Source organism: Bradyrhizobium sp. AZCC 2230, assembly GCF_036924495.1.
GTDB classification, from domain to species: domain Bacteria; phylum Pseudomonadota; class Alphaproteobacteria; order Rhizobiales; family Xanthobacteraceae; genus Bradyrhizobium; species Bradyrhizobium rifense.
Genome location: NZ_JAZHRS010000001.1, coordinates 4,871,988 through 4,890,849 on the forward strand (window position 1 = coordinate 4,871,988; position 18,862 = coordinate 4,890,849).

The following is an 18,862-nucleotide window of genomic DNA, read 5'->3' on the forward strand; positions in this document are numbered from 1 at the left end:
GTCACGGCAGAATACCCGACATCAACTGCGCGCAGGATCTGAGCGCCGGCAGCAGTTCCTGATTGATCCGTTTTGCAGCAACGCGGTGGGCTTGCGAATTGACATTGAGCGACGCAACCATCCTGCCACTAGGATTTCTGATGGGAACCGAGAGCCCGAACAGATTGAGTTCGAGTTCCTCATTGTTGACGGCATAACCGGAGCGCCGCGCCTCCTCGATCAGCTTGAGGATCTGCTTGCGATCCGTGACGGTCTTTGGCGTTCGCGCTTCGATCTTGGTTTTTTGAATCAGCGCACTCAACTCCTGATCGGTCTTCGCCGTCAGCAATATGCGGCCCGACGACGAGGAGAAGGCCGGCAATTTCAGACCTGTCTTGAGGACATATGCGATGCCGGCATTCGGCGGCTCGGCCCGAGCAATGAAGATAACCTCCGTTCCGCTCAGGACAGATACCGAGGCCGCCTCACCAACCGTCTTCGAAAGCCGATCGAGATAAGGTTGAAGGGCGCTGTCCAACCCGAGCGACGCAAGATAGGTATAGCCGAGCCGCAAGACGCTGCTGGTCAATTCGAAGCGCTTGTTCTCGACGATAGCAAAACCGAGTTCGACAAGGGTATGCAACAAGCGTCGAGCGACGGCGCGGTCCAGGTCCGTAGCGGCTGCGACTTCCGCGATGTTCATGCTACGGCGCTCGGGTCCAAACGCCTCGATCACGGCAAGCCCTCGGGCAAGTCCCGACACGAACTTCTGACCGTCGCGTTCGACCTCGGGAGTGTTCTTTGCCATGCTCGATTTCAACGGTCTAAAGTCAGTGGGAACGCAGACGCGATCCCCTTATCTCACCAACCGAAAGCCGTTTGCAACCACCGACGAAAACCCTGGGGGTAGAATCATGTTCGACCAGTTTCACAGGCACGATATTGAAACCGGCGAAGCGCGGATAGCCTGCTTCGTTGGCGGCGACGGGCCACCGTTGCTGTTGCTGCATGGCTATCCCCAGACCCACATCGCCTGGCATCGCATCGCGCCGCTTCTTGCCCAGAATTATACGGTCGTCGCGACTGATCTGCGTGGATACGGCGAAAGCCGCGGTCCACTCCAGGGCCCCTCATCGGACTACTCCAAGCGAGCCATGGCGCGCGACCAGATTGCTGTCATGGACAGGCTTGGCTTCGGCCGCTTCGGTGTCATTGGGCACGATCGTGGTGCCCGGGTCGGCTATCGACTCGTGCTGGATCATCCCGGACGCGTTAATGCGTTTGTCTCGCTGACGGTCATCCCATCCAGCGAGGTTTGGTCCCGCGTCGACAAGGCATTCGCGCTCGGAGCCTATCATTGGTTTCTGTTCGCGCAGCCCTATGACTTGCCCGAGCGGCTTCTGTCCGCCGACCCCGATCACTTTCTTGATTTGACGTTGCGAAAGATGGCGAAAGACCGCGATGCACTCTCCGACGCCGCGGTCCAATCCTATCGCAACGCATTTCGCCTTCCTGAGGTCCGTCACGCGATGGTGCAGGACTATCGCGCGGCCGCGACCGTGGACCACGATCACGATCTCGCTGACCGCCAGGCTGGCCGCCGCCTCGATTGTCCGGTGCTCGTCCTCTGGGAAGAAGGACGCTTCGGGGGAGAGACCACGCCCCTTCAGATCTGGCGCGAGTGGAGTGACCGGGTCGAAGGGCACGCTATTCCGGGCGGCCATATGCAAGCCGAAGAACAACCCGCCGCTGTGCTTGATGCAGTGGTTCCCTTCCTGGCCCGCCACAGTCGCCACTTACCCACGTGAGACGCGTCAACTGAGCCGATCAAGCTCGGCGATGTCGACCGTACGCGTCTCCGGACCGACGGCCACTGCGATGAAGGCGAGCACTGTGAAGACAATAAGAAAGCATGCAATCGACCAATAGGCACCGGTTGCGGCAAGCAGCGCAGTCGCGATCAGAGGAGTTAGACTGTGAATAAGCACCGAAGCGGGACCCCAACTCAGATGACCGCAATGCTTTGATGTAGCATGAGAAAATTCGTTCGCGGTGGGGTCCGGATCGGCGCCGATCGGGACCCCGGTTGTCCGCCACGTTGACGAACTAAATCAATGGTTTGGCCTCACGTAGCCCGGGGTCCCACTTCGGTGCTTATTCACACTGATGACCAGAACACGATCACGGTCCGCTTGGCCAAGCTGCAATCGGCCATGTTGCTCCAGCGCCAGCAGCAAGGTTGGGATCATCACCTTGAGCCGCTTGCCGCACACCCGATCCGACGCCTCCCACAGCGCCGTCATCGCGTCCTCGATCGTCGCACCATATCTACGCTTGCGCTCTCGAAGTGCCGCGACTGAGCCGGGGCTACCGGTGCGCGTGGTCGGAGCGCGCGCACCGCGTGCTTGCGATGCCAACCCGTCGTCGCGCACAGCTCGTCGAGGATGCGCCCCTTCTCCGCCCGTTTGGCCGACCGGTTACGCTCCATCACCGCCGACAACACCTCGCGCCGCGCGCCCATGCTGATCTTTCCCGCCATAAAGGCCACCGAACCAATTCGATGGCACCGAACCAATCATCGGCGAGAAGTTGTTCAGTAACATTCTGTTTGAGGCAATGCGCATGCTGCTGGCGCCTACACCGACATAGGAATGCCGCCGTGCCCGGTGGCCGGATAAACAAACGCAATGAAGCCAAGATAGCGCCACGTGGCACGTTAGGCCTTCGTTCACAACAGTCCGGCATGCGCTTCGATAATCGACCGACAGATCGACAGCCCGAGCCCCAGACCGCCCGGTTTCGTGGTGCTGCGATTAGAGCAGTTTTCGACAAGAGTTCGACGCTGTGCTTGCGTAAGATGACGCCATATGTCCGAACTGATGCGAACGTCGTCCCCGCGGCGGTCGTAACCGTCATGTGAGATCGCAGCTTGGCACAGAGTTCGTATGAAGGTCGCAGCACTATCCTGGCGTAAGGCGCTGCCATACCTGGTGGCACGACATCCCTATTGGGCGGAGCGCCGGATCAAGCGACGTCCTGTCAGCGCCGGCGTCCTTGCGCTGCCGCTGCTGTCGCTGTGCGGGTGTTCTGAAGCAGGCGCACCTTCCTTCGATCTATTCGGAGCTTTTTTTCCGGCGTGGCTGCTTTGCGCCGTACTCGGCATTTTCGTTGCCTTCGGCGCGCGGATCTTTTTCGCTACCCGTAACCTTACCGACGTTCTGCCGTTTCAACTCCCGCTCTGCACGTCGCTCGGCGCTATCTTTGCGTTGCTAGTCTGGCTCATTTGTTTCGGGCGCTGACGATGAAGTCCGCGGGAAAACGGGTATCTTCGCTGCCGATCGGCAAGCTGATTTCCATTCTGCTGATCGCGACGGCGATTGGCATCGCGATTTACGTCGCTCGCCGAAACGCGGTGATGCCATGGACCGACGCGGCAACGATCGATGCCGATGTCGTGCACGTCGCCGCGGCGATCGGCGGTCGGATCATCGAAATCCCGGTCTCTGAAAACACACTCGTTTCCAAGGGTGACCTGCTGTTCCAAATCGATCCGGTGCCGCATCGCATCGCGGTGGCCCAGGCCGAAGCCGATTTGGCCATTGCCGAGGCTTCGCTGGATACCCAAGAAAGGCTGCTCTCGACCCAGCGCTCCGCCGCCAAAGTTGCCGCCGAGCAAGTACAGCGCGCGGAGACCAATCTTGAACTCGCCAAGCGCACCGTCGAACGGCTGACTCCGCTGGCCGCAAAGGGCTTCGTGCCGACCCAACAACTCGACCAAGCCCAGACTTCGCGGAACGACGCGGAAACGTCCCTTCAGCAGGCGCACGTTCAGGAGGCGGCCGCCATCACCGCCATCGATACCGACGCCGCGGCCCGGGCCAATGTGCAGGCCCGAAAAGCCGCGTTGGCGTTAGCCCAGCGCGGGCTGGACGACACCACTGTCCGCGCAACCCATGCCGGCCGCGTTGTCGGATTGAGCGTGTCGACGGGAGAGATGGTCGCGCCCTCTCAAACGCTGTTTACGTTGGTCAACACCGAGGAATGGTTCGCCGTCGCCAACTTCCGGGAAACCGATCTGGACGCGATTTCCGTTGGCGACTGCGTGACGGTTCATTCGATGATCGATCGTCAACGACCGCTCAAGGGGATCGTGCAAGGCCTCGGAGCCGGTGTCCTGGACACCGATCGCGTGAATCTTCCGAAGTCGCTGCCTTATGTCGAGCGATCGCTCAATTGGGTGCGCGTGGCACAGCGGTTTCCAGTGAGGGTACGGATCGAGCAGCCGCAACAGCAGCTGATGCGGCTCGGCGCGAGCGCGGTCGTTGAGGTCAAGCATGGCCGCGCATGTAGATAGCTTTGGGCAGCAATTCCGCGAGCGCCTGGCGCTGTTGCGTCCGTTTCCGGGCCGTATCGAGTTCTCCATCCGGCTTGCACTGGCCTGCGCGCTGACAACGCTTGTCGTCGAAATTTACCAGACACCCGATCCGGCGCTTACGGCCTATGTCGCATTCTTCGTCATGAAGCGCGACAGAATGGAGAGTGTGATCATCAGCATCGTGCTCACGATCCTGATATCGCTGCTCGTCGGCATACTTATGCTGGTAGCGACGGCGGTGATCGACCAGCCGCTGTGGCGAGTGATCAGCATAACCGTGGTGTCGTTCGGCCTGCTGTTCCTCGCTTCCGCCAGCAAGCTAAAGCCGCTGGCCGCCATCATTGCGATGATCGTCGGGTACGGACTAGACCTTTTGAGTGATGCCCACGTCGGAGAACTCGCAACGCGCGGCTATCTCTATGCTTGGCTGTTCGTCACCATCCCCGCCACCGTATCGATCGCGCTCAATCTTGTTCTTGGTCCGCCGCCGAGACGACTTCTTGAGCAGGCGCTTGCGCATCGTCTGGCGCTCGCTGCGTCGCTGATGCGCAACGGCGACGAGAAGGTCCGCGACGCTTTCGAGGAGACCCTCTCGGAAGGCGTCACCGGACTGAAAACCTGGCTGAAAATGGCGGGCATCGAGAAATCCTCGCCTCCGACCGATATCGCAGCACTTGGCCACGCGACAGACAGCATCACCACTATCCTGCTGCTGGTCGACTTCGTAGATCGTACGCAGTCGGAGACGATGCCCCCGCCCCTCCGTGGCCAGATTGCGGACACGCTCGATGAGATGGCGTCGATCCTTCGCGTGGGAGGATATCCTGTCGACGTTGCGATCGAGCATGGCGAGGAGGATTTGCCGCCGGTCACGGCCACGCTGCTTGCCGACATGAAGGAAACGTTGCGACGTTTCACCGAACGCCCTCTCCCCGAACTGCCCATCGTCGAAGCCGCCAAAGCAGGCTTTTTTCTCCCCGATGCCTTTACCAATCCCGATCACGTCTACTACGCTCTAAAGACGACCGCCGCGGCCATGTTCTGCTATGCAGCTTATTTGCTGCTTGATTGGCCCGGGATTCATACTTCCTTCATCACCTGCTACATGGTCTCGCTGGGAACGACGGCGGAGACGATCGAGAAGTTTACGCTTCGGATCTTGGGCGCCCTTATCGGTGCGGGATTGGGATTTGCCGCAATCGTCTTTCTGCTTCCGCACCTGACATCGATCGGCGCCTTGCTGATCGTCGTATTCGTCGTGGGCCTTGTCTCCGCATGGGTGGCTGCCGGAAGTCCGCGCATCTCCTATGCGGGCTACCAGCTGGCTTTTGCATTTTTCCTCTGCGTAATCCAGGGGCCAAGCCCCGCTTTCGACCTCACGATTGCCCGCGACCGAATCATCGGCATCATGCTCGGGAACGTCGTCGCTTATCTCATATTCACGAATATCTGGCCGGTCACCGTGATCCGCCGCATTGACCCAGGGCTTGTTGCCCTGCTTCGCCGCCTCGTCGATCTAACAAACGCTACAAGCCGCTCGCGGCGCGACAGCCTTGCAACCGACGCTGCTGGCGCGATGGGCGTGATCAGCCAGGATGTCGAGCTTGCCGCATACGAATCCTCGAGGATCGGATCGCCTCAGTTCCGGCTCACCGCTCGCGCCCGCGCGATCCGCCATATCCGCGCGCTGATGGGGCCTCTGCTATTGCTTTCGAACGAGCAGTCGGCGGCGAGCCGAGCTGTTGCCCATCGGCTTGATACGTTGGCGAACGAGTTGAGCAGCGGGACTCGGTTGGTGGAAGTAACGATGCCGCCGAGCCAAAACGGCCTTCCCAGCAACACCGGCAAAGACCCTCGCGCCCCCTGCACCGTCGATGGATTTGTCATGGCTGATCTTGAAGTCCTGGAGTCTGCGTTCGTGCGCCGGGGTGGGGGCTAGAGATACATGCGTCAGTTTAAACCGAGTATTGTTGCCGCCATTTGTTTGTTGGGTCTTGGCGGCTGCGCCGCATGGGATGTCGACATGGCACCCGACCGCGCCGACAATCCTTGGGTACCGACGACGACGACGACCGGTGAAATTGTCCCAGGTGCGAAACCCTCGATAGAATCCAAGGCGAGTTACGCGCTACCCGTCAATACCGATCTTACGGGGTTGCCGGCGCCGCTCGGACTGGACCGGCGGAAGGTCTATTCGCTCCCTGAGTTGATAGACATAGCGCAAAGCAACAACCCCTTGACGCGAACTGCCTGGAACAATGCTCGCAATGCGGCGCTCGCCACCGGCATTGCCGAGAGCGCGTATCTTCCGAGATTGAGAGCGACTGCCGCCGAGGTGTATCTCAACAATCAAGGAAGTGTGTCGGCAGCGGGAACCAGCCTTTCCACCAATGCTGAGGCACGCGGCGCGATTGCAGCTGCATCGCTGGAATGGCTGTTATTCGATTTCGGCGAACGTGCGGCCAAGGTGCAAGCCGCCAAGCAAGGCTCGATCATCTCAAATATCGCGTTCAATGCGACCCATCAGCAGATCATCTACGACGTCAGCGTTGCCTTCTATGCCAATTCCGCCGCTCGCGCACGCGCCGCCACCGCGGGCCGATCGCTGAAGAACGCGCAGGATGTGGAAGCGGCGGCAAATGATCGCTACAAGAACGCCATTGGAACGGTGGTGGAGGTTTCCCAAGCCCACCAGGCCACCGCACAGGCGAAGCTTGCGCTGGTCCAAACCACTGGCGCTGCAGAAAATGCCTATTTGAATCTGATTTCGGCCATGGGGATTTCGCCGCTCACACGGATCAACATAGCTACTGCGGCCAACCGCAGACTTTCACCGGCCCTGGCGGCTTCAATCCAAAGCGTCATTTCCACAGCGCTTGCCCGCCGGCCGGATATCCTAACCGCCTATGCCGCGCAAAAGGCCGCAAATGCCGACGTGGATGCTGCCGTCGCGGAGTTCCTGCCCAAGGTCTTTCTGAGCGGAACAACCGCTTATAATGCGGCAAATCTTTCGATCAGCTCCATTCCGGGACTTGGCCAGCAGTCGGGAACGGCCAATATCAATCCCTCCCGTGTCGCCAGCAGCGTTCTCGTCGGCGCGACCGTCCCGATTTACGACGGCGGCACTCGAGCGGCTTTACTGGAACAAGCTCGCAATAATGCCGATAGCGCGGGGGCCTTGCTCACGCGTCGCCGGAACGACGCGGTGCGACAGCTGGTCGTGGCCGATAATGCGCTTCGTACAAGCCTATCAGCCCACAACGCTGCAAATGCGCTTGCCGCGGCGTCACAAACGACATTCGAAAGTGCACTCGCCAGCTACCGCAACCACGTCGGCTCAATCACCGATGTCAACATCGCTCAAACCCAGCTTCTACAAGCTCGAAACGCGTCGACCGATGCTTACAGCACGGCTTTGTCCGCAGCTGCCACCCTGGCGTTGGCGACCGGTGCTCTCGGCAGCGCTCCCCGATAGAACTCAGACTCGCCGGACCAACAGCTTGATACCCTGCAGTGCCGACGATCAGCCTGCCGCAAGATCAATCACCTCGTCTCGCAAGCCGAACACGCGATGAGCGTTGGAGAACCCGGCGACTGAAAATTCGCCGAAATCGACCCAGTCGTGGTGGCAAGCCCCGGCAAAGGCGGCTGATGCCACCACAGTGCGATGCAGGCGGCTCGCGATCTTCTCCGGCCGCGCAGCGAGATTGACGGAGGGCCCGATGCAGGTGAAGTCGAGCCGGCTTATGCCGCCGATATTGCCGAACAGGATGTCACCAATATGCAGCGCCACACCAAAACGAAAGCGTTCGACCTCATCACCGCTCGGATAGTGCATGGCATTGACATTGGCGGAGGCCTTGCGGCTCGCCTCAAGCGCGCGGCCGCAGACCTCGGCGAGATTGCCGCCGTCCTTCGCGATCGGAAACACGGCAAGCAACCCGTCGCTCATGAATTTCAGGATTTCGCCACCGTGCTCGCGCATGGCTGGCACCTGGCAATCGAAATGCCGGTTGAGGATGTTTCCGCCGGAACGCGATCGGATAGCGAGGTGAGGCCGCGAAGATCGGGTAGCCAGATCGCGGCTTGCATCGCTTCTGCATGTCCACGACGGATTTGCCCCGCCAGGATGCGCTCTCCGGCACGGTTGCCGACATAGGTGTCGAGCAGCGCAGCGGCCGTGCGGCGCATGGCGTGGATCTCGGCGAGCCGACTGAGAGGATGAATCACCGACCGAAGGGCCGCGAGATGGTCATCCGTGAAGCCGCCTTCGACCTTCGTGGTCCAGCTAGATGCATGAATAGTGCCGTCGGTGAACAGCAAGGGAACGGCGATGTAGTCCGTTGCCCCTTCCGCACGCATGTCATCGAAGAAAGGGAAGCGCCGACTCTCGGGATCATCGAGACGATAGCGCACTTCGTGACCACTGCTGTAGAGAAACGGAAACGGGCTGTTCTTAAACTGCGGCGAGTCATGAATGTCGAAGGGAGCGTCGGTAACAACGACCTCGGTGCCCCGCCGCCACACGAAGCTGCGGCCGAACACGTCGGGATGCAGCGTCTGCACGAAAGCGCCTACGCGCCACAGGGGAATGCCGGCGGCGACCAGCCGTTCGCACATCTGCTTGAGGAAATCCGCGGGTGTCGACGCCGAGCGCGCGCCGTGCATCAAACTTGCGAGTTTGTCCAGTTCAGAACTATCCATAGCCACCCGCAAATTGTCCTCCGGCCGAAACTATCTTAGGATCGAACTTGAGTTGTCTTGGACGAGAATGTCGTCTCTGGAAAGGGCATGCTCCTTTCCGATCGTGGGGATTGTGCTCAAGATGCCTCCATGATCGTTAATGTAGATCTGTTCGGCGACTGCGCGGGCGAAACCTATTTCGTGCGTGACGAGAATACAAGTCATGCCTTCTCTGCGAGTTCGGGGATCGTCACGAGCACCTCCTTGACTGTTTCGGGGACACGGCGAGAGAGCGTGCGATTACTTGCGGATGGCCTTTGGTTCGATAAACGCCTCGATCCCAACTCACTCTCGTGATTTCTGGATCAAGCTTGCAAGATACGCGGCTTCTTGCCTTAGACGGCTCGCAAGCCAAAGGAAAGGGCGCTTGCGAAAGGCACGGAAGAACGAGTTCTCGCCCTCGTATCCCAACAGAAACGCCACTTCGTCGATGTCGAGAGCAGGGTCCGCAAGCAGCTCCCGCCCACGCGCGCGGCGCACCGCGTTCAAGAGAGCTTGGAAACTGGTGCCTTCGCCGCCAAGGCGGCGCTGCAGGGAGCGCTCGCCTACGCCGAGTCCGCGTGCCACGGCCAAGATATCTGGCCGGTCGCCACTCGGTTGCCGCGCCAGCAGCCATTTGACCGCGTCGCTTAACGAGCGGGGACGCTGCCGCTCGGCGAGCGTCTTCATGCACGCAATTGATGATGTCAGTTGCCGATGCGTCAGCCGAACGTTTAGCATCGCCGATAGTGGGGGACGGAAACGGCATTGAAGGCCAACAATTGGCTTTCTTCAGTGAGGCCTGATCCTAGACGTCAATGCTGCCTTGAACGATGCGGAAGCGTTTCCAGGTTGCCGGCACTCGGCGGTTCGAGCATGACCTGCTTGAGGTTAGTGCCGGACAGCACCACGATCACAAAAATCAACTTGCCAGCTTCGTTCATCAGCCCGCCACTGAGCGCTTTTCCTGATGTGTTGTCCTCGGCTATGAAGACTGCATCTGCAAGCTCTTGCCGGACAGTTTGTATCGCGATCAAGTTGAGTCGATCCTCTAGGTTTAACTCGCTCATGGATGACACTGTTGCATTGCCAGCAACTTGCCCAGTTTTGGCGTCAATCGTGTCTGCCCAGATACGATCCTGCCGAAACGTCTTCACGCGATAAACAGATGAGCCCGAGGTGGCGTCAAAACTGATATCCACGATTCGCGAGCCGGGGTGGAGACTGCCGGCTATCTTCAGCGCCTGGCGCAGTGATACTTCCGCGCCTCGGAACAACTCAAGTTCTTGACGTATCGCCTCGTCGGTAAGTCCGTTGCCGTCTGTGTCCTGCTCCCGAACCGCGCCGACTTTGTCATCCAACGTTGTGCCAGCATAGGAAGGCGCGCAGATCAGCAACGATAAGAGGGCTCCGAATAGTTGTTTCTTTGACATTGGCCCACTCATTTGTATCGACTTAAGAAGAGGCACGCTGGCCAGCAGAACGCTGCCGTCTAGCCACAAGCCATCGACCGGCACAAAACCGCTTTGCGGCATTTCTAATCGTTGACGCTGCGGGAGATCGGACCATGAGCTACAGTTATAGGCGCCGGCGCTGCCAACATCGCTCGAACAGGCGGGTGAAAGAAATGTCAAGTTCGACACCCGCACTAACGATTCAATTCAATCACACGAGTTCCTTCCAATACTCGCTCACATCATACTTCCGCACCTCCTCCACGCAGGTCGTCTCCACGCCTTGTCGCGGAATTAGCCGATTATAGAAGTCAGGAATGTCCTCGCGTTGATAGAGAATGCCGCAGGCGATGCGATCCTGCACCTGCGTAGCGAGCGCCCTCGCCTGCTGCAGGTTGCCTGGGTCGTGACCATCGGCATTTGCATCGAAATACCTGTCCAACAAATATTTATGCGTCGCGAAGTGGTTGTATGTCGGACACGCCTGGAGCATCTCGACGAAGGCAAAACCGCGATGCTGAATAGCGGCCTTAAGAATACGAGTCATCAGCCTAATGTCGCCGCTAAAGCCACGGGCAACGAAAGTAGGGTTGAGCGAGAAGATCAGGTCCATGCTCGCCAGCGTATGCTCGGGGATCCCGTTGGGACTCGTGTTCATGGGCTGGCCTTGTGGCGTGAGCGAGCTCGCCTGCCCGGTCGTTAGCCCGTAGTTTGTGTTGTTGTGCAGGACGAACGTGACGGGATAATTGCTCCTCACGCCATGAACCAAATGCCCGATACCCTCCGAGAACGTCGCGCCATCCCCGCCGAAGGCGATCACCGGAACCTTCATGTTTGCAAGCTTTGCACCTGCCGCAAACGGAATGACGCGACCATGGAGCCCGTGGAAGCGGTAGCCCTCAATTTTGTCCGAGCCGTTGCCGTGACAGCCGACATCGTAGCAAAGGCAAACCTGCCACGGATGCAAATTCAGTTCCACCAGCGCATACTTCACCGCCGTCCAGATGCCATAGTTGCCGCAGCCATCACACCAGATGCATTTGGTCTTCGAATAGTAGTCGGAAAGAGCGGGCGGCTGGGTCTGCAAAGCAATATTCATGATGGGCTACCCGCATGTCGAAACCGGGAGACTTCCCTTCGTTTTCCGCGGCGCCCGCACATCGCTCCATCACCGATGAAAGAAGCTCGTCGTAGAAAAACGGTCGACCGTCGTACTTGAGAATTCTATCCGGGATATCCAGGCCGCATTCCATTCTGATGAGCATGCCCAACTGCCCCTGATAGTTCTGCTCCACCAGGACAATGCGTTTCGATCGCTTTGCCAATTTCTGAAGCTCCTGGGTGCGGAGCGGCCAGAGATACGTGTAGTGCAAATACGCGATCTTCCGCTCTCGCAGCTCATCGCTGCACATCACGTCTCGCAATGTGTCACCGGTGCTTCCCCAGCCGATCGCGAGCAACTCGATTTCGTCGCTTGCATCCATCCAATCGGCTGTCGTTAGGCTGCGACCGCCAATACTCAAGTGAGGTGCGGGAAGTCCTGCCTTTAATCCTTGAAACTTCCGCAACCTCTTCTCCATCTGCAACTTCGTGTTGAGACTGGACTCATCCACGGCGCCGATGGAATTGTGTTCATCGCCCTGCGCGCAATAGGTCGCCGCGTCGCTGCCGGGAAGCCATCGAAACGAAACGCCGCCCTGGACGTGTGGGTTAAATCGATCGGAAGGTTCCAGGAGTTTCAGCTTCTCGGGATCGACGACGAGCCTGCCACGATCAATTTCAGCCTTTTCCTGATCGTAAGGGTGTTGCGTGTACAGCGCCTCGGCGATCTGCTTGTCGGTGAGGACAATGACACTGATTTGATACTGCTCCGCCAGGTTGAATGCGACCGGCATCAAGTCGAAGGCATCCTGGCTGTTGCTCACCGAGATTACGCAGCGCGTGAATTCGCCGGCAGAGCAGCTCGCGGCCTGTAAGAGACCTCCTTGAGCCGTCCAGGTCGGCAGGCCGGTCGCCGGACCAGGGCGTTGCGCCAGCACAAACACCGTCGGGTTCTCGATCATGGCATTCAGCGACAGTGTCTCGCTCATAAGATCAAATCCGACGCCGGAGGTGGCGGTAAGCGCGCGGGTTCCCATGTACATCGCCCCACTCACGATCTGGGCTGCGGTGATTTCGTCTTCCGCCTGCTTGACCACCATGTGGGTCTTGTTTTCGAGCTCGGCGATGAATGACAGCAGCGGGCTGGAGGGTGTCATCGGGTAGCCGGCATAGAGCCGCACCCCAGCATGAACCGCGCCGAGTCCCATTGCCTGACTGCCTGTAATCAAAAGGTGGTCGGCGAAGCCTCTGTCAGGCGACGGCAACGCGACGGAGATCGTTCCCCGCTCTGGATCGACAAAGGAATATCCCTCATCGATGCATCGCATGTTGAGTTCGAGGAGGGCCTTCTTCTTCGCAAACGTCGCTCCGACGAGGGACTTGAGGGCATCGATATCCTGGTCCAGCATGGACCAGACAAAGGCGGTCAGCAGCACGTTCGACAGAATTGCCCTCGCGCCGAGGCGATAAAGCAGGTCATCAACCGGGAAATAGATGATGCGAAGGCTTCGCTCCGCGATCAGTTTCCGATGGTGCTCGGGAAATCGCCACCCGGGCGTCACGTGCAGCACGATCCCGCCGTGTTTAAGCTCCTCCATGTTCAGCTCGAGACCGTGATGGTTGAGCGCGACAAGCACATTCACCTTCGTTTCGGTACTGCAAATGCGTTCATTCGAGACGTCCAGTTGATAGCTCGCGTGACCCCCTTTTATGAGGGAGGGATATTCGCGGTAGCCGAACACGCAATATCCGGATCTCTTGAGGCCCTTGGCGATGATCGCGCCAATGGAGTTTATCCCCTGTCCGGACGCGCCGACGATTTTGAGAGAGATGCGGGGCATCGCCTAACACCAACCTGCCGGTTTCAAGGCATCCACTAACTGTCTGCCCCAGACCCTTACAGCCTCCTCCTGGCCATAGGGCTCGTCTATGATCTTAAGCGTTGGAACGATTAGGCGACCATGATGGGCCTCGACGTAGTGTTCCAAATGGTCCGCCGCTCGCGCCGTGTAGAAGTATCGATGGTCGCCGAGTCCGATGCATGCACACGGTTTGCCGACCAAATCCAGCGTCTTCGCCTTGTCTTGGAGCAGCACCGACATATGAGGATTCAATTGGCCCTCGACGCCCCCTGTATTCCAGGTCGCGGTGGCGAACAGGAGAACATCTCCGCTCAGCAAATCCTGTGATTGCGCTTTCTCGGCCATCGTTGCCTTGATTTCCCAGGCTGGGATAGTGCGCTTCAAGGAACCGATCAGCGTATCCACCACGTACTCCGTGTGACCGCTAGTCGAGGCAACGACGATATGGAGGACTCGACGCTGGGTGAACTGCGGGACAGCTCCCACGGGATTGGCAATGTTGCTCACGGGCTACCTCCGCCTTCCACCAGCGACTGGCTCACGTACCGTGCTCCTCGTGTGTCGATCTGATGCCGAGTCGGTCAGCGTTTGACCGCGACTGTGCCGCCAATACTTGCGGCGATATTGAATGAGAGTGCCGTCGGTGGAATGGTTGTGCTTCTAACTCCACTTCTGAGAAGTATGACGCTTTCGCCCTCTTTGATAACAATCGCGAGTTAGCTCGAGCGCAGCGGTGTTCGGTTCAACCGCTGGCGGAATTCTGGCGCTACGATCCGGCCATTCCTGAACTTATGCTCAGCGTTGAATTGGGGACACGCAATCGGCCGATTTACCGGTCAGAGCTGTGTCGCGAGTAAAGTTCTTTCGCGACTCTGGAGATCTTTCGACGGCTTGCTTGTCGATATCGCGGACTGGTTCGAACTTGTTGCGACGCACCAGGGGTCGTATCCAGGTCGATGGGGCGCCCGGCGTATGCGCGTCTACGGCGCGGTCATTCGGATCGCTGGATCGCGCTCGATGCTACCCGATCCGCTTGTTTAGACAGTACTGATAATTACGATGCTCGCTTGCTATCGCTTGAGAGACTGACGCCACGCGCCCGGACTTACGCCGACCGTCTGTCTGAAAGCTCGGCTGAGGTGACTTTGGTCGCTGAAACCGCAGTCCGCAGCCACATCCGATAGCGACAGCCCGTTATCGCGCAGCTTTTCCTTGGATAGCACCACGCGCTGCTCAATTAGCCACTGGTGCGGCGCCACTCCCAGCGTGCGACGGAATGCATGCGAGAAATAACTCACTGACAGGCCGCACTCTCGCGCCACCTCCCTGAGCGCCACACCGCCTTTGAGGTTGGCGCGAAGAATTTCCGTCGCGCGTCGCACCTGCCATGGCGCGAGCCCACCCCGGGCTGGCTGCGACATCGGCCGCATGCCGCCATAGGTCTGAGCGACATGCACCCCGAGCGCCAGCAGGACATGGTCGAGAAACAACAGGTTAGCTTGATCGGGATGGCGGAGGGCGGGCAGCAGCAGGCTCCCGAGGCTGGAAATCGTGACGTCGTTGACTCCCGCGCGGGGCTCATAGCTCAAATCGCGAATTCGCGGCGCGTTGGCCTCGTCAGCGATCGCATCCAACGCCGCACGCGGCAGGTAGAAAGCCAGCGAGTGATAGGGCTTGTCGAGGAAAACCCTAGGTTCTCGTTTCAGGTCATAGAGACAACTGTCGCCAACCCGCAAGTCGCACACCGACGCTCGTCGGCCATCCTCCCAATATTCGCGATTGGGAAAATCGCGAAGTTGCAAACCGACGAGAAAAGCATCTTCCTGCTGAATCGAACCGCTCATTTCCGGCAGCGGATTATCACACTTTACCTCCGTGACGGCCATATCAGCTGTACGCAATGCCCGGGTAACAATCGCGGGTGCGTTTTCGACTCGCAATCGCTCCCCAAACCGCTGTCCATAAGCCTCGGTCATCGCTCCCTCTATAGCTCAGGCGCGCGAGGGCCTCGACGATTTCGCCACGGGCACCCGCCGAACTTCGCTCGCAAGTGATCTGTAGCCCACCACTTACATCGCGGAACTTTTAAACCGGAAACCCAATGATGAGACATCATCCGATGGCGGCACCTTGATCCAAAAATTACCGGTTTTGGCCTTGTCATATCCGTACTGATAAAGAGAACGCATGTAGTTCGTTTCAAAGCCGGAGGAGCCTGACGACGGAAAGCCTTTGTCGATGTAGGTCAGATTGAATCCGAAATTGTTGCGGCGCGCGAAGTCAAAAGTCTCATAGAGAATAGAGCGGGTTTGCGTCTTCGTGACGGAAGCCGAAGCCCGCGCCGCGATGTCGATCGTGCTGTTCGGCACCAGTAGGAAATCTCGCTCAACCTTGTTGTTGATCAAGATGTAAATGTCTATGCGCGCACCTCGGACGAACGCCCCGTTTCGTAAAATAAATGCTTCCGGCAACGTCAGCACGGGTGCCGTCACTCCACCGTCTACATGCATCTCCTGGAAGTGATTTCCGTTCGCTTCCGCGTCAATCATCATCGGCGGAAAGACCACCGGGATACTTGCGGATGCGGCCACGACATCACGGAACAGGCTTAGCGCCTGGGGAGACCCCACCGCAGCAATGCGACCCATGTCCCATACCGCTGTGCGTTGGGTGTCGAGATCGGTCGTCACGATAAGAAGATCCCTGCCCTTGGCGTGTTCCTCTGCAATTGCCGCGAGCATATTCTGGTCGACATAGCGGGCCACCAACTCGCGAAGCCGCGAGTTTCCAAACAGGCCTGATCCGAAGAGCGCGTTCAAGATGCTCGGCGCGTCCAGAAGGCTTTCAGCGATGCCGCTGGTGTATACTTCCCGCAATGTGCCGTCGTAGGCTGGGCCAAGAAATGCAAATGGCGCAATCAACCCACCCGTGCTCACCCCCGAAACGACTGCAAATTTTGGGCGCGTACCTGCCGTGGTCCAGCCATTCAGCACACCCGCGCCATAAGCACCGTCGGCCCCGCCTCCCGACAAGGCAAGATAGCTGACAGGACCGGCACGTAAACTTACAGGTGGTTCCTTGAGGAACCTTGCTGCCGGCTCATCGGTATATCTGCGCAGTTCGTTGACGTTCAATACCCGCGCGGACGCGGCATCGGATGCCGTATAGGGTGATCTGGGAGGAGAACTACAGCCAGCAAGAGAAACGAATCCCGTCGAAATAGCGAATGACAGGACGAGCAACTGACGAAAGGAAGGCATGACCTGTATTCCGACTCAACAACGCAGATTTGCTAGGCAACGCTTTCGGCGTATCTTAAAACGGCATCGGCGGTGTTGTTCACGAGCTACCTCCACTTTCCCAAGGGGTGAATGGCTTCATGTACCGCGCTCCTCGTTCAGCGGTTCCGTTGCGCGGCGATCTTTGAAACGATCGACGCACTTCTTGGACAAAGCGGGGTCCGTCCGCCACGAGTGGTGCCGGAGGAGACCAAGCTTGCCGTCACAAACTGCGTATCGCGCGGCTCTGCCACACCTAAGGATTTCTGAGCGGTTCAGCATTGTGGTCTCCTGTTTGTATTATCGTCGTTGTTCGTCGATCATCTTTCTTCACCGTCACAGTTCATGACCATGTGCGCCTTTCCAAGTAAGCTTCTGAGCTCCTGCTCTTTAGCGGGCGTTCGCATCGTTGCGATGACGTTCCACCCTTTTGCCGAGAACAATTTCGTGGTGGCTTTCCCCAATCCGCTTGAAGCACCTGTAATGAATATCGTCTTCATATTTTCTCCTAGCCGGGGGACTTTGAGCTGATTTTCGACGATCACCTGGATTTTCCGACGTTGCGGACTTCAATCGCGGTCATGAGAATTGCGAGTCCCGTCGAGATCAAATTGGTGCCCACGATAAGGCCGAGCGTCCAACCCGCACTCTGCGGCCAAAAATCAATGATGAGCCCCCAAAAATAAATGATGAGCCCCGCAAGAACGAGATCCGTGATTCCGCTTGCGAGCAGACTGCCCCAGGAACCGGGCAAGACATCGCAATAGGAGATCGAGGTTCCGACCTGGAAGGCGCCTTCCGCGATGAAGAAAGCCGTTAGCACGAGCGTAAGTGAAACGGTCCCCTCATCAGGCTTCCAGATCAAGAGGATTCCTACGGCAAGCGAAAGAGCCGAGGTCAGCAGAATCCAGAAGAATGCAGATGCGTCGTGCGCCGAGAACATGGTGACCAGGCCGAGCAGGCCACTGAACAGAAACAGCCATCCGATATATATGCCCGCCGCGACAGATGCGATGACCGGCTCCGCCACAGCCAGACATCCCAAGGCGAGCATGACGATGCCCTGAAACACGAACCACTTCCAGTGTTCACCTAGTGCGGTTCTCACTGCGCTTTGAAAATCACTCAGCTCTGAGTTAGCACCCACTGAAGCTCTCCTATCAATTTCGAGGTTTATTGCAGGATGGCCCGCTTAGCGGGCTCATCGGAGCGCTTCATTGTTTGTGACTATTGATTGTCCGCATATTCGAATTCAGGCAAAGCCTTGATTGCGTCCTTCGAACCACCCGGAAGGATGACTTTTCCACATTCTCTTTCAGCCTGTTCATCAGCTGATTCAGTTTGACCTTGCCGCTGTCCTGTTTCACGGCAATCACGGCGTCGGAAAGTTCGATCAAATATTCCTTCTGCAAGCTGATTAGCTTCGTTCTCATCTCCTCAGCTTTGGCTTCGGTCGGATAGACGATGACGACAAGATCTGACATGGGGCGTGACTCTATTAAAGAAGACGAACGGATAATTTCGCTACGGGCAGTTGCGTACAGGTAACCAAAAAAGGGTGCTGCCGAAATGAAACACAAATTCATCCGGCTCGCGAACCGACAGAGGGCCATATCGTCGATCTTCACGCTGTGCCACTTCAGGAGCCGCGGGACGCGCGTGCCGGGAGCGGCGTTTTGCGGTCGGAGCCGCCCGTATTCATGGAGTGAATGCGGCCGGCATTAAGCTCGAGCACAAAGAGACGCGGGACAACCGCTCTCGCCATAGCGTTTTGAGAGGATTTCAATGACGGACTCGACAGGTCGTACCCCTGTTGCGGTCTGAAGCATGTTAACTCAGAGCTTGACCTTAATTATGCCGCGCATGTCGATAGGCATCTTTAATGAAACTGTCGTCACAGGGACGATTCTGTTTCTAACGCCACTTCTGAAGAGCGCGGTGCCTCATTCCCAAGCGTTCGCCTCCTTTGAGAACAATCACGAACGAGGTCGAGCGCAGCGGTTGAAAAGTTCGGTTCAACCGCTGGAGGATTTCTAACGCCACGGTCTAGGGGGCCCGCCAATCGGCCTGATTTGCCGGTCAGAGCAACGT

16 protein-coding genes and 4 pseudogenes are annotated in these 18,862 nt (G+C 58.3%); 5 read left to right on the top strand and 15 right to left on the bottom strand.

Annotated elements, in window-relative coordinates:
* Window position 1 precedes the first annotated feature (1 nt).
* Window positions 2-799, bottom strand: coding sequence for an IclR family transcriptional regulator domain-containing protein (locus V1280_RS23390; protein ID WP_334529418.1), 798 nt, complete (start codon window positions 797-799; stop codon window positions 2-4).
* Between V1280_RS23390 and V1280_RS23395 the strand changes: the two genes are divergently transcribed.
* On the top strand, window positions 786-1,787 hold the full coding sequence (locus tag V1280_RS23395) for an alpha/beta fold hydrolase (RefSeq protein WP_334529421.1): 1,002 nt from the start codon (window positions 786-788) through the stop codon (window positions 1,785-1,787). The genes V1280_RS23390 and V1280_RS23395 overlap by 14 nt on opposite strands.
* Window positions 1,788-1,793: 6 nt before the next feature.
* On the opposite strand, the gene V1280_RS23400 is transcribed toward V1280_RS23395, so the two are convergent.
* Both V1280_RS23400 and V1280_RS23405 read right to left on the bottom strand, forming a co-directional pair.
* Window positions 1,794-1,967 carry a hypothetical protein gene (locus V1280_RS23400; RefSeq protein WP_334529424.1) on the bottom strand — a complete coding sequence of 58 codons (174 nt, stop codon included), beginning with the start codon at window positions 1,965-1,967 and terminating at the stop codon, window positions 1,794-1,796.
* Window positions 1,968-2,090: 123 nt separating this feature from the next.
* The gene (locus V1280_RS23405; protein WP_334529427.1) at window positions 2,091-2,282 is read right to left on the bottom strand and encodes a hypothetical protein; all 192 of its coding nucleotides are present in this window, start codon (window positions 2,280-2,282) and stop codon (window positions 2,091-2,093) included.
* Between the two features lie 642 nt (window positions 2,283-2,924).
* Between V1280_RS23405 and V1280_RS23410 the strand changes: the two genes are divergently transcribed.
* Genes V1280_RS23410 through V1280_RS23425 form a run of 4 tightly spaced genes read left to right on the top strand, consistent with a single transcriptional unit; the run spans window position 2,925 to window position 7,829 of the window.
* Window positions 2,925-3,278, top strand: a complete 354-nt coding sequence (locus V1280_RS23410; protein WP_334529429.1) for a YtcA family lipoprotein — start codon at window positions 2,925-2,927, stop codon at window positions 3,276-3,278.
* Window positions 3,279-3,280: 2 nt separating this feature from the next.
* Window positions 3,281-4,333 (top strand): multidrug transporter subunit MdtN, encoded by a 1,053-nt coding sequence (gene mdtN, locus V1280_RS23415; protein WP_334529432.1) that lies wholly within the window; start codon window positions 3,281-3,283, stop codon window positions 4,331-4,333.
* Complete coding sequence (locus V1280_RS23420; RefSeq protein ID WP_334529435.1) at window positions 4,314-6,293, top strand: FUSC family protein; 1,980 nt, start codon at window positions 4,314-4,316, stop codon at window positions 6,291-6,293. The genes mdtN and V1280_RS23420 overlap by 20 nt, the downstream gene beginning before the upstream one ends.
* 6 nt (window positions 6,294-6,299) lie before the next feature.
* Complete coding sequence (locus V1280_RS23425; RefSeq protein WP_334529438.1) at window positions 6,300-7,829, top strand: TolC family protein; 1,530 nt, start codon at window positions 6,300-6,302, stop codon at window positions 7,827-7,829.
* A 48-nt stretch (window positions 7,830-7,877) separates the two neighbouring features.
* On the opposite strand, the pseudogene V1280_RS23430 reads toward V1280_RS23425, so the two are convergent.
* The 12 genes and pseudogenes from V1280_RS23430 to V1280_RS46850 form a co-directional block, all read right to left on the bottom strand.
* Window positions 7,878-9,058 (bottom strand): annotated as a pseudogene (locus V1280_RS23430) (adenylate/guanylate cyclase domain-containing protein).
* A gap of 105 nt (window positions 9,059-9,163) precedes the next feature.
* A pseudogene (locus V1280_RS23435) lies at window positions 9,164-9,315 on the bottom strand (peptide ABC transporter ATP-binding protein); the annotation flags it as partial.
* A 67-nt stretch (window positions 9,316-9,382) separates the two neighbouring features.
* A complete protein-coding gene (locus tag V1280_RS23440) occupies window positions 9,383-9,766 on the bottom strand; it encodes an AraC family transcriptional regulator (RefSeq protein ID WP_334529441.1) in 384 nt (127 codons plus the stop codon).
* A 125-nt stretch (window positions 9,767-9,891) separates the two neighbouring features.
* Complete coding sequence (locus V1280_RS23445; protein WP_334529444.1) at window positions 9,892-10,710, bottom strand: PepSY domain-containing protein; 819 nt, start codon at window positions 10,708-10,710, stop codon at window positions 9,892-9,894.
* A gap of 31 nt (window positions 10,711-10,741) precedes the next feature.
* The gene (locus V1280_RS23450) at window positions 10,742-11,629 is read right to left on the bottom strand and encodes a thiamine pyrophosphate-dependent enzyme (protein ID WP_334529447.1); all 888 of its coding nucleotides are present in this window, start codon (window positions 11,627-11,629) and stop codon (window positions 10,742-10,744) included.
* Window positions 11,556-13,472: a 2-oxoacid:acceptor oxidoreductase subunit alpha gene (locus V1280_RS23455; protein WP_334529450.1), complete on the bottom strand. Its 1,917-nt coding sequence runs from the start codon at window positions 13,470-13,472 to the stop codon at window positions 11,556-11,558. The genes V1280_RS23450 and V1280_RS23455 overlap by 74 nt, the downstream gene beginning before the upstream one ends.
* 3 nt (window positions 13,473-13,475) lie before the next feature.
* The gene (locus tag V1280_RS23460; RefSeq protein ID WP_334529452.1) at window positions 13,476-14,000 is read right to left on the bottom strand and encodes a flavodoxin family protein; all 525 of its coding nucleotides are present in this window, start codon (window positions 13,998-14,000) and stop codon (window positions 13,476-13,478) included.
* A gap of 563 nt (window positions 14,001-14,563) precedes the next feature.
* Window positions 14,564-15,469, bottom strand: a complete 906-nt coding sequence (locus V1280_RS23465; protein WP_334529454.1) for a helix-turn-helix domain-containing protein — start codon at window positions 15,467-15,469, stop codon at window positions 14,564-14,566.
* A 93-nt stretch (window positions 15,470-15,562) separates the two neighbouring features.
* A complete protein-coding gene (locus tag V1280_RS23470; protein WP_334529455.1) occupies window positions 15,563-16,753 on the bottom strand; it encodes a patatin-like phospholipase family protein in 1,191 nt (396 codons plus the stop codon).
* Between the two features lie 341 nt (window positions 16,754-17,094).
* Window positions 17,095-17,271 (bottom strand): annotated as a pseudogene (locus V1280_RS23475) (SDR family NAD(P)-dependent oxidoreductase); the annotation flags it as partial.
* A gap of 41 nt (window positions 17,272-17,312) precedes the next feature.
* Window positions 17,313-17,843 (bottom strand): HdeD family acid-resistance protein, encoded by a 531-nt coding sequence (locus V1280_RS23480; RefSeq protein ID WP_334529456.1) that lies wholly within the window; start codon window positions 17,841-17,843, stop codon window positions 17,313-17,315.
* Window positions 17,844-18,093: 250 nt separating this feature from the next.
* Window positions 18,094-18,255: pseudogene (locus tag V1280_RS46850) on the bottom strand (DUF1269 domain-containing protein); the annotation flags it as partial.
* Window positions 18,256-18,862: the final 607 nt, after the last annotated feature.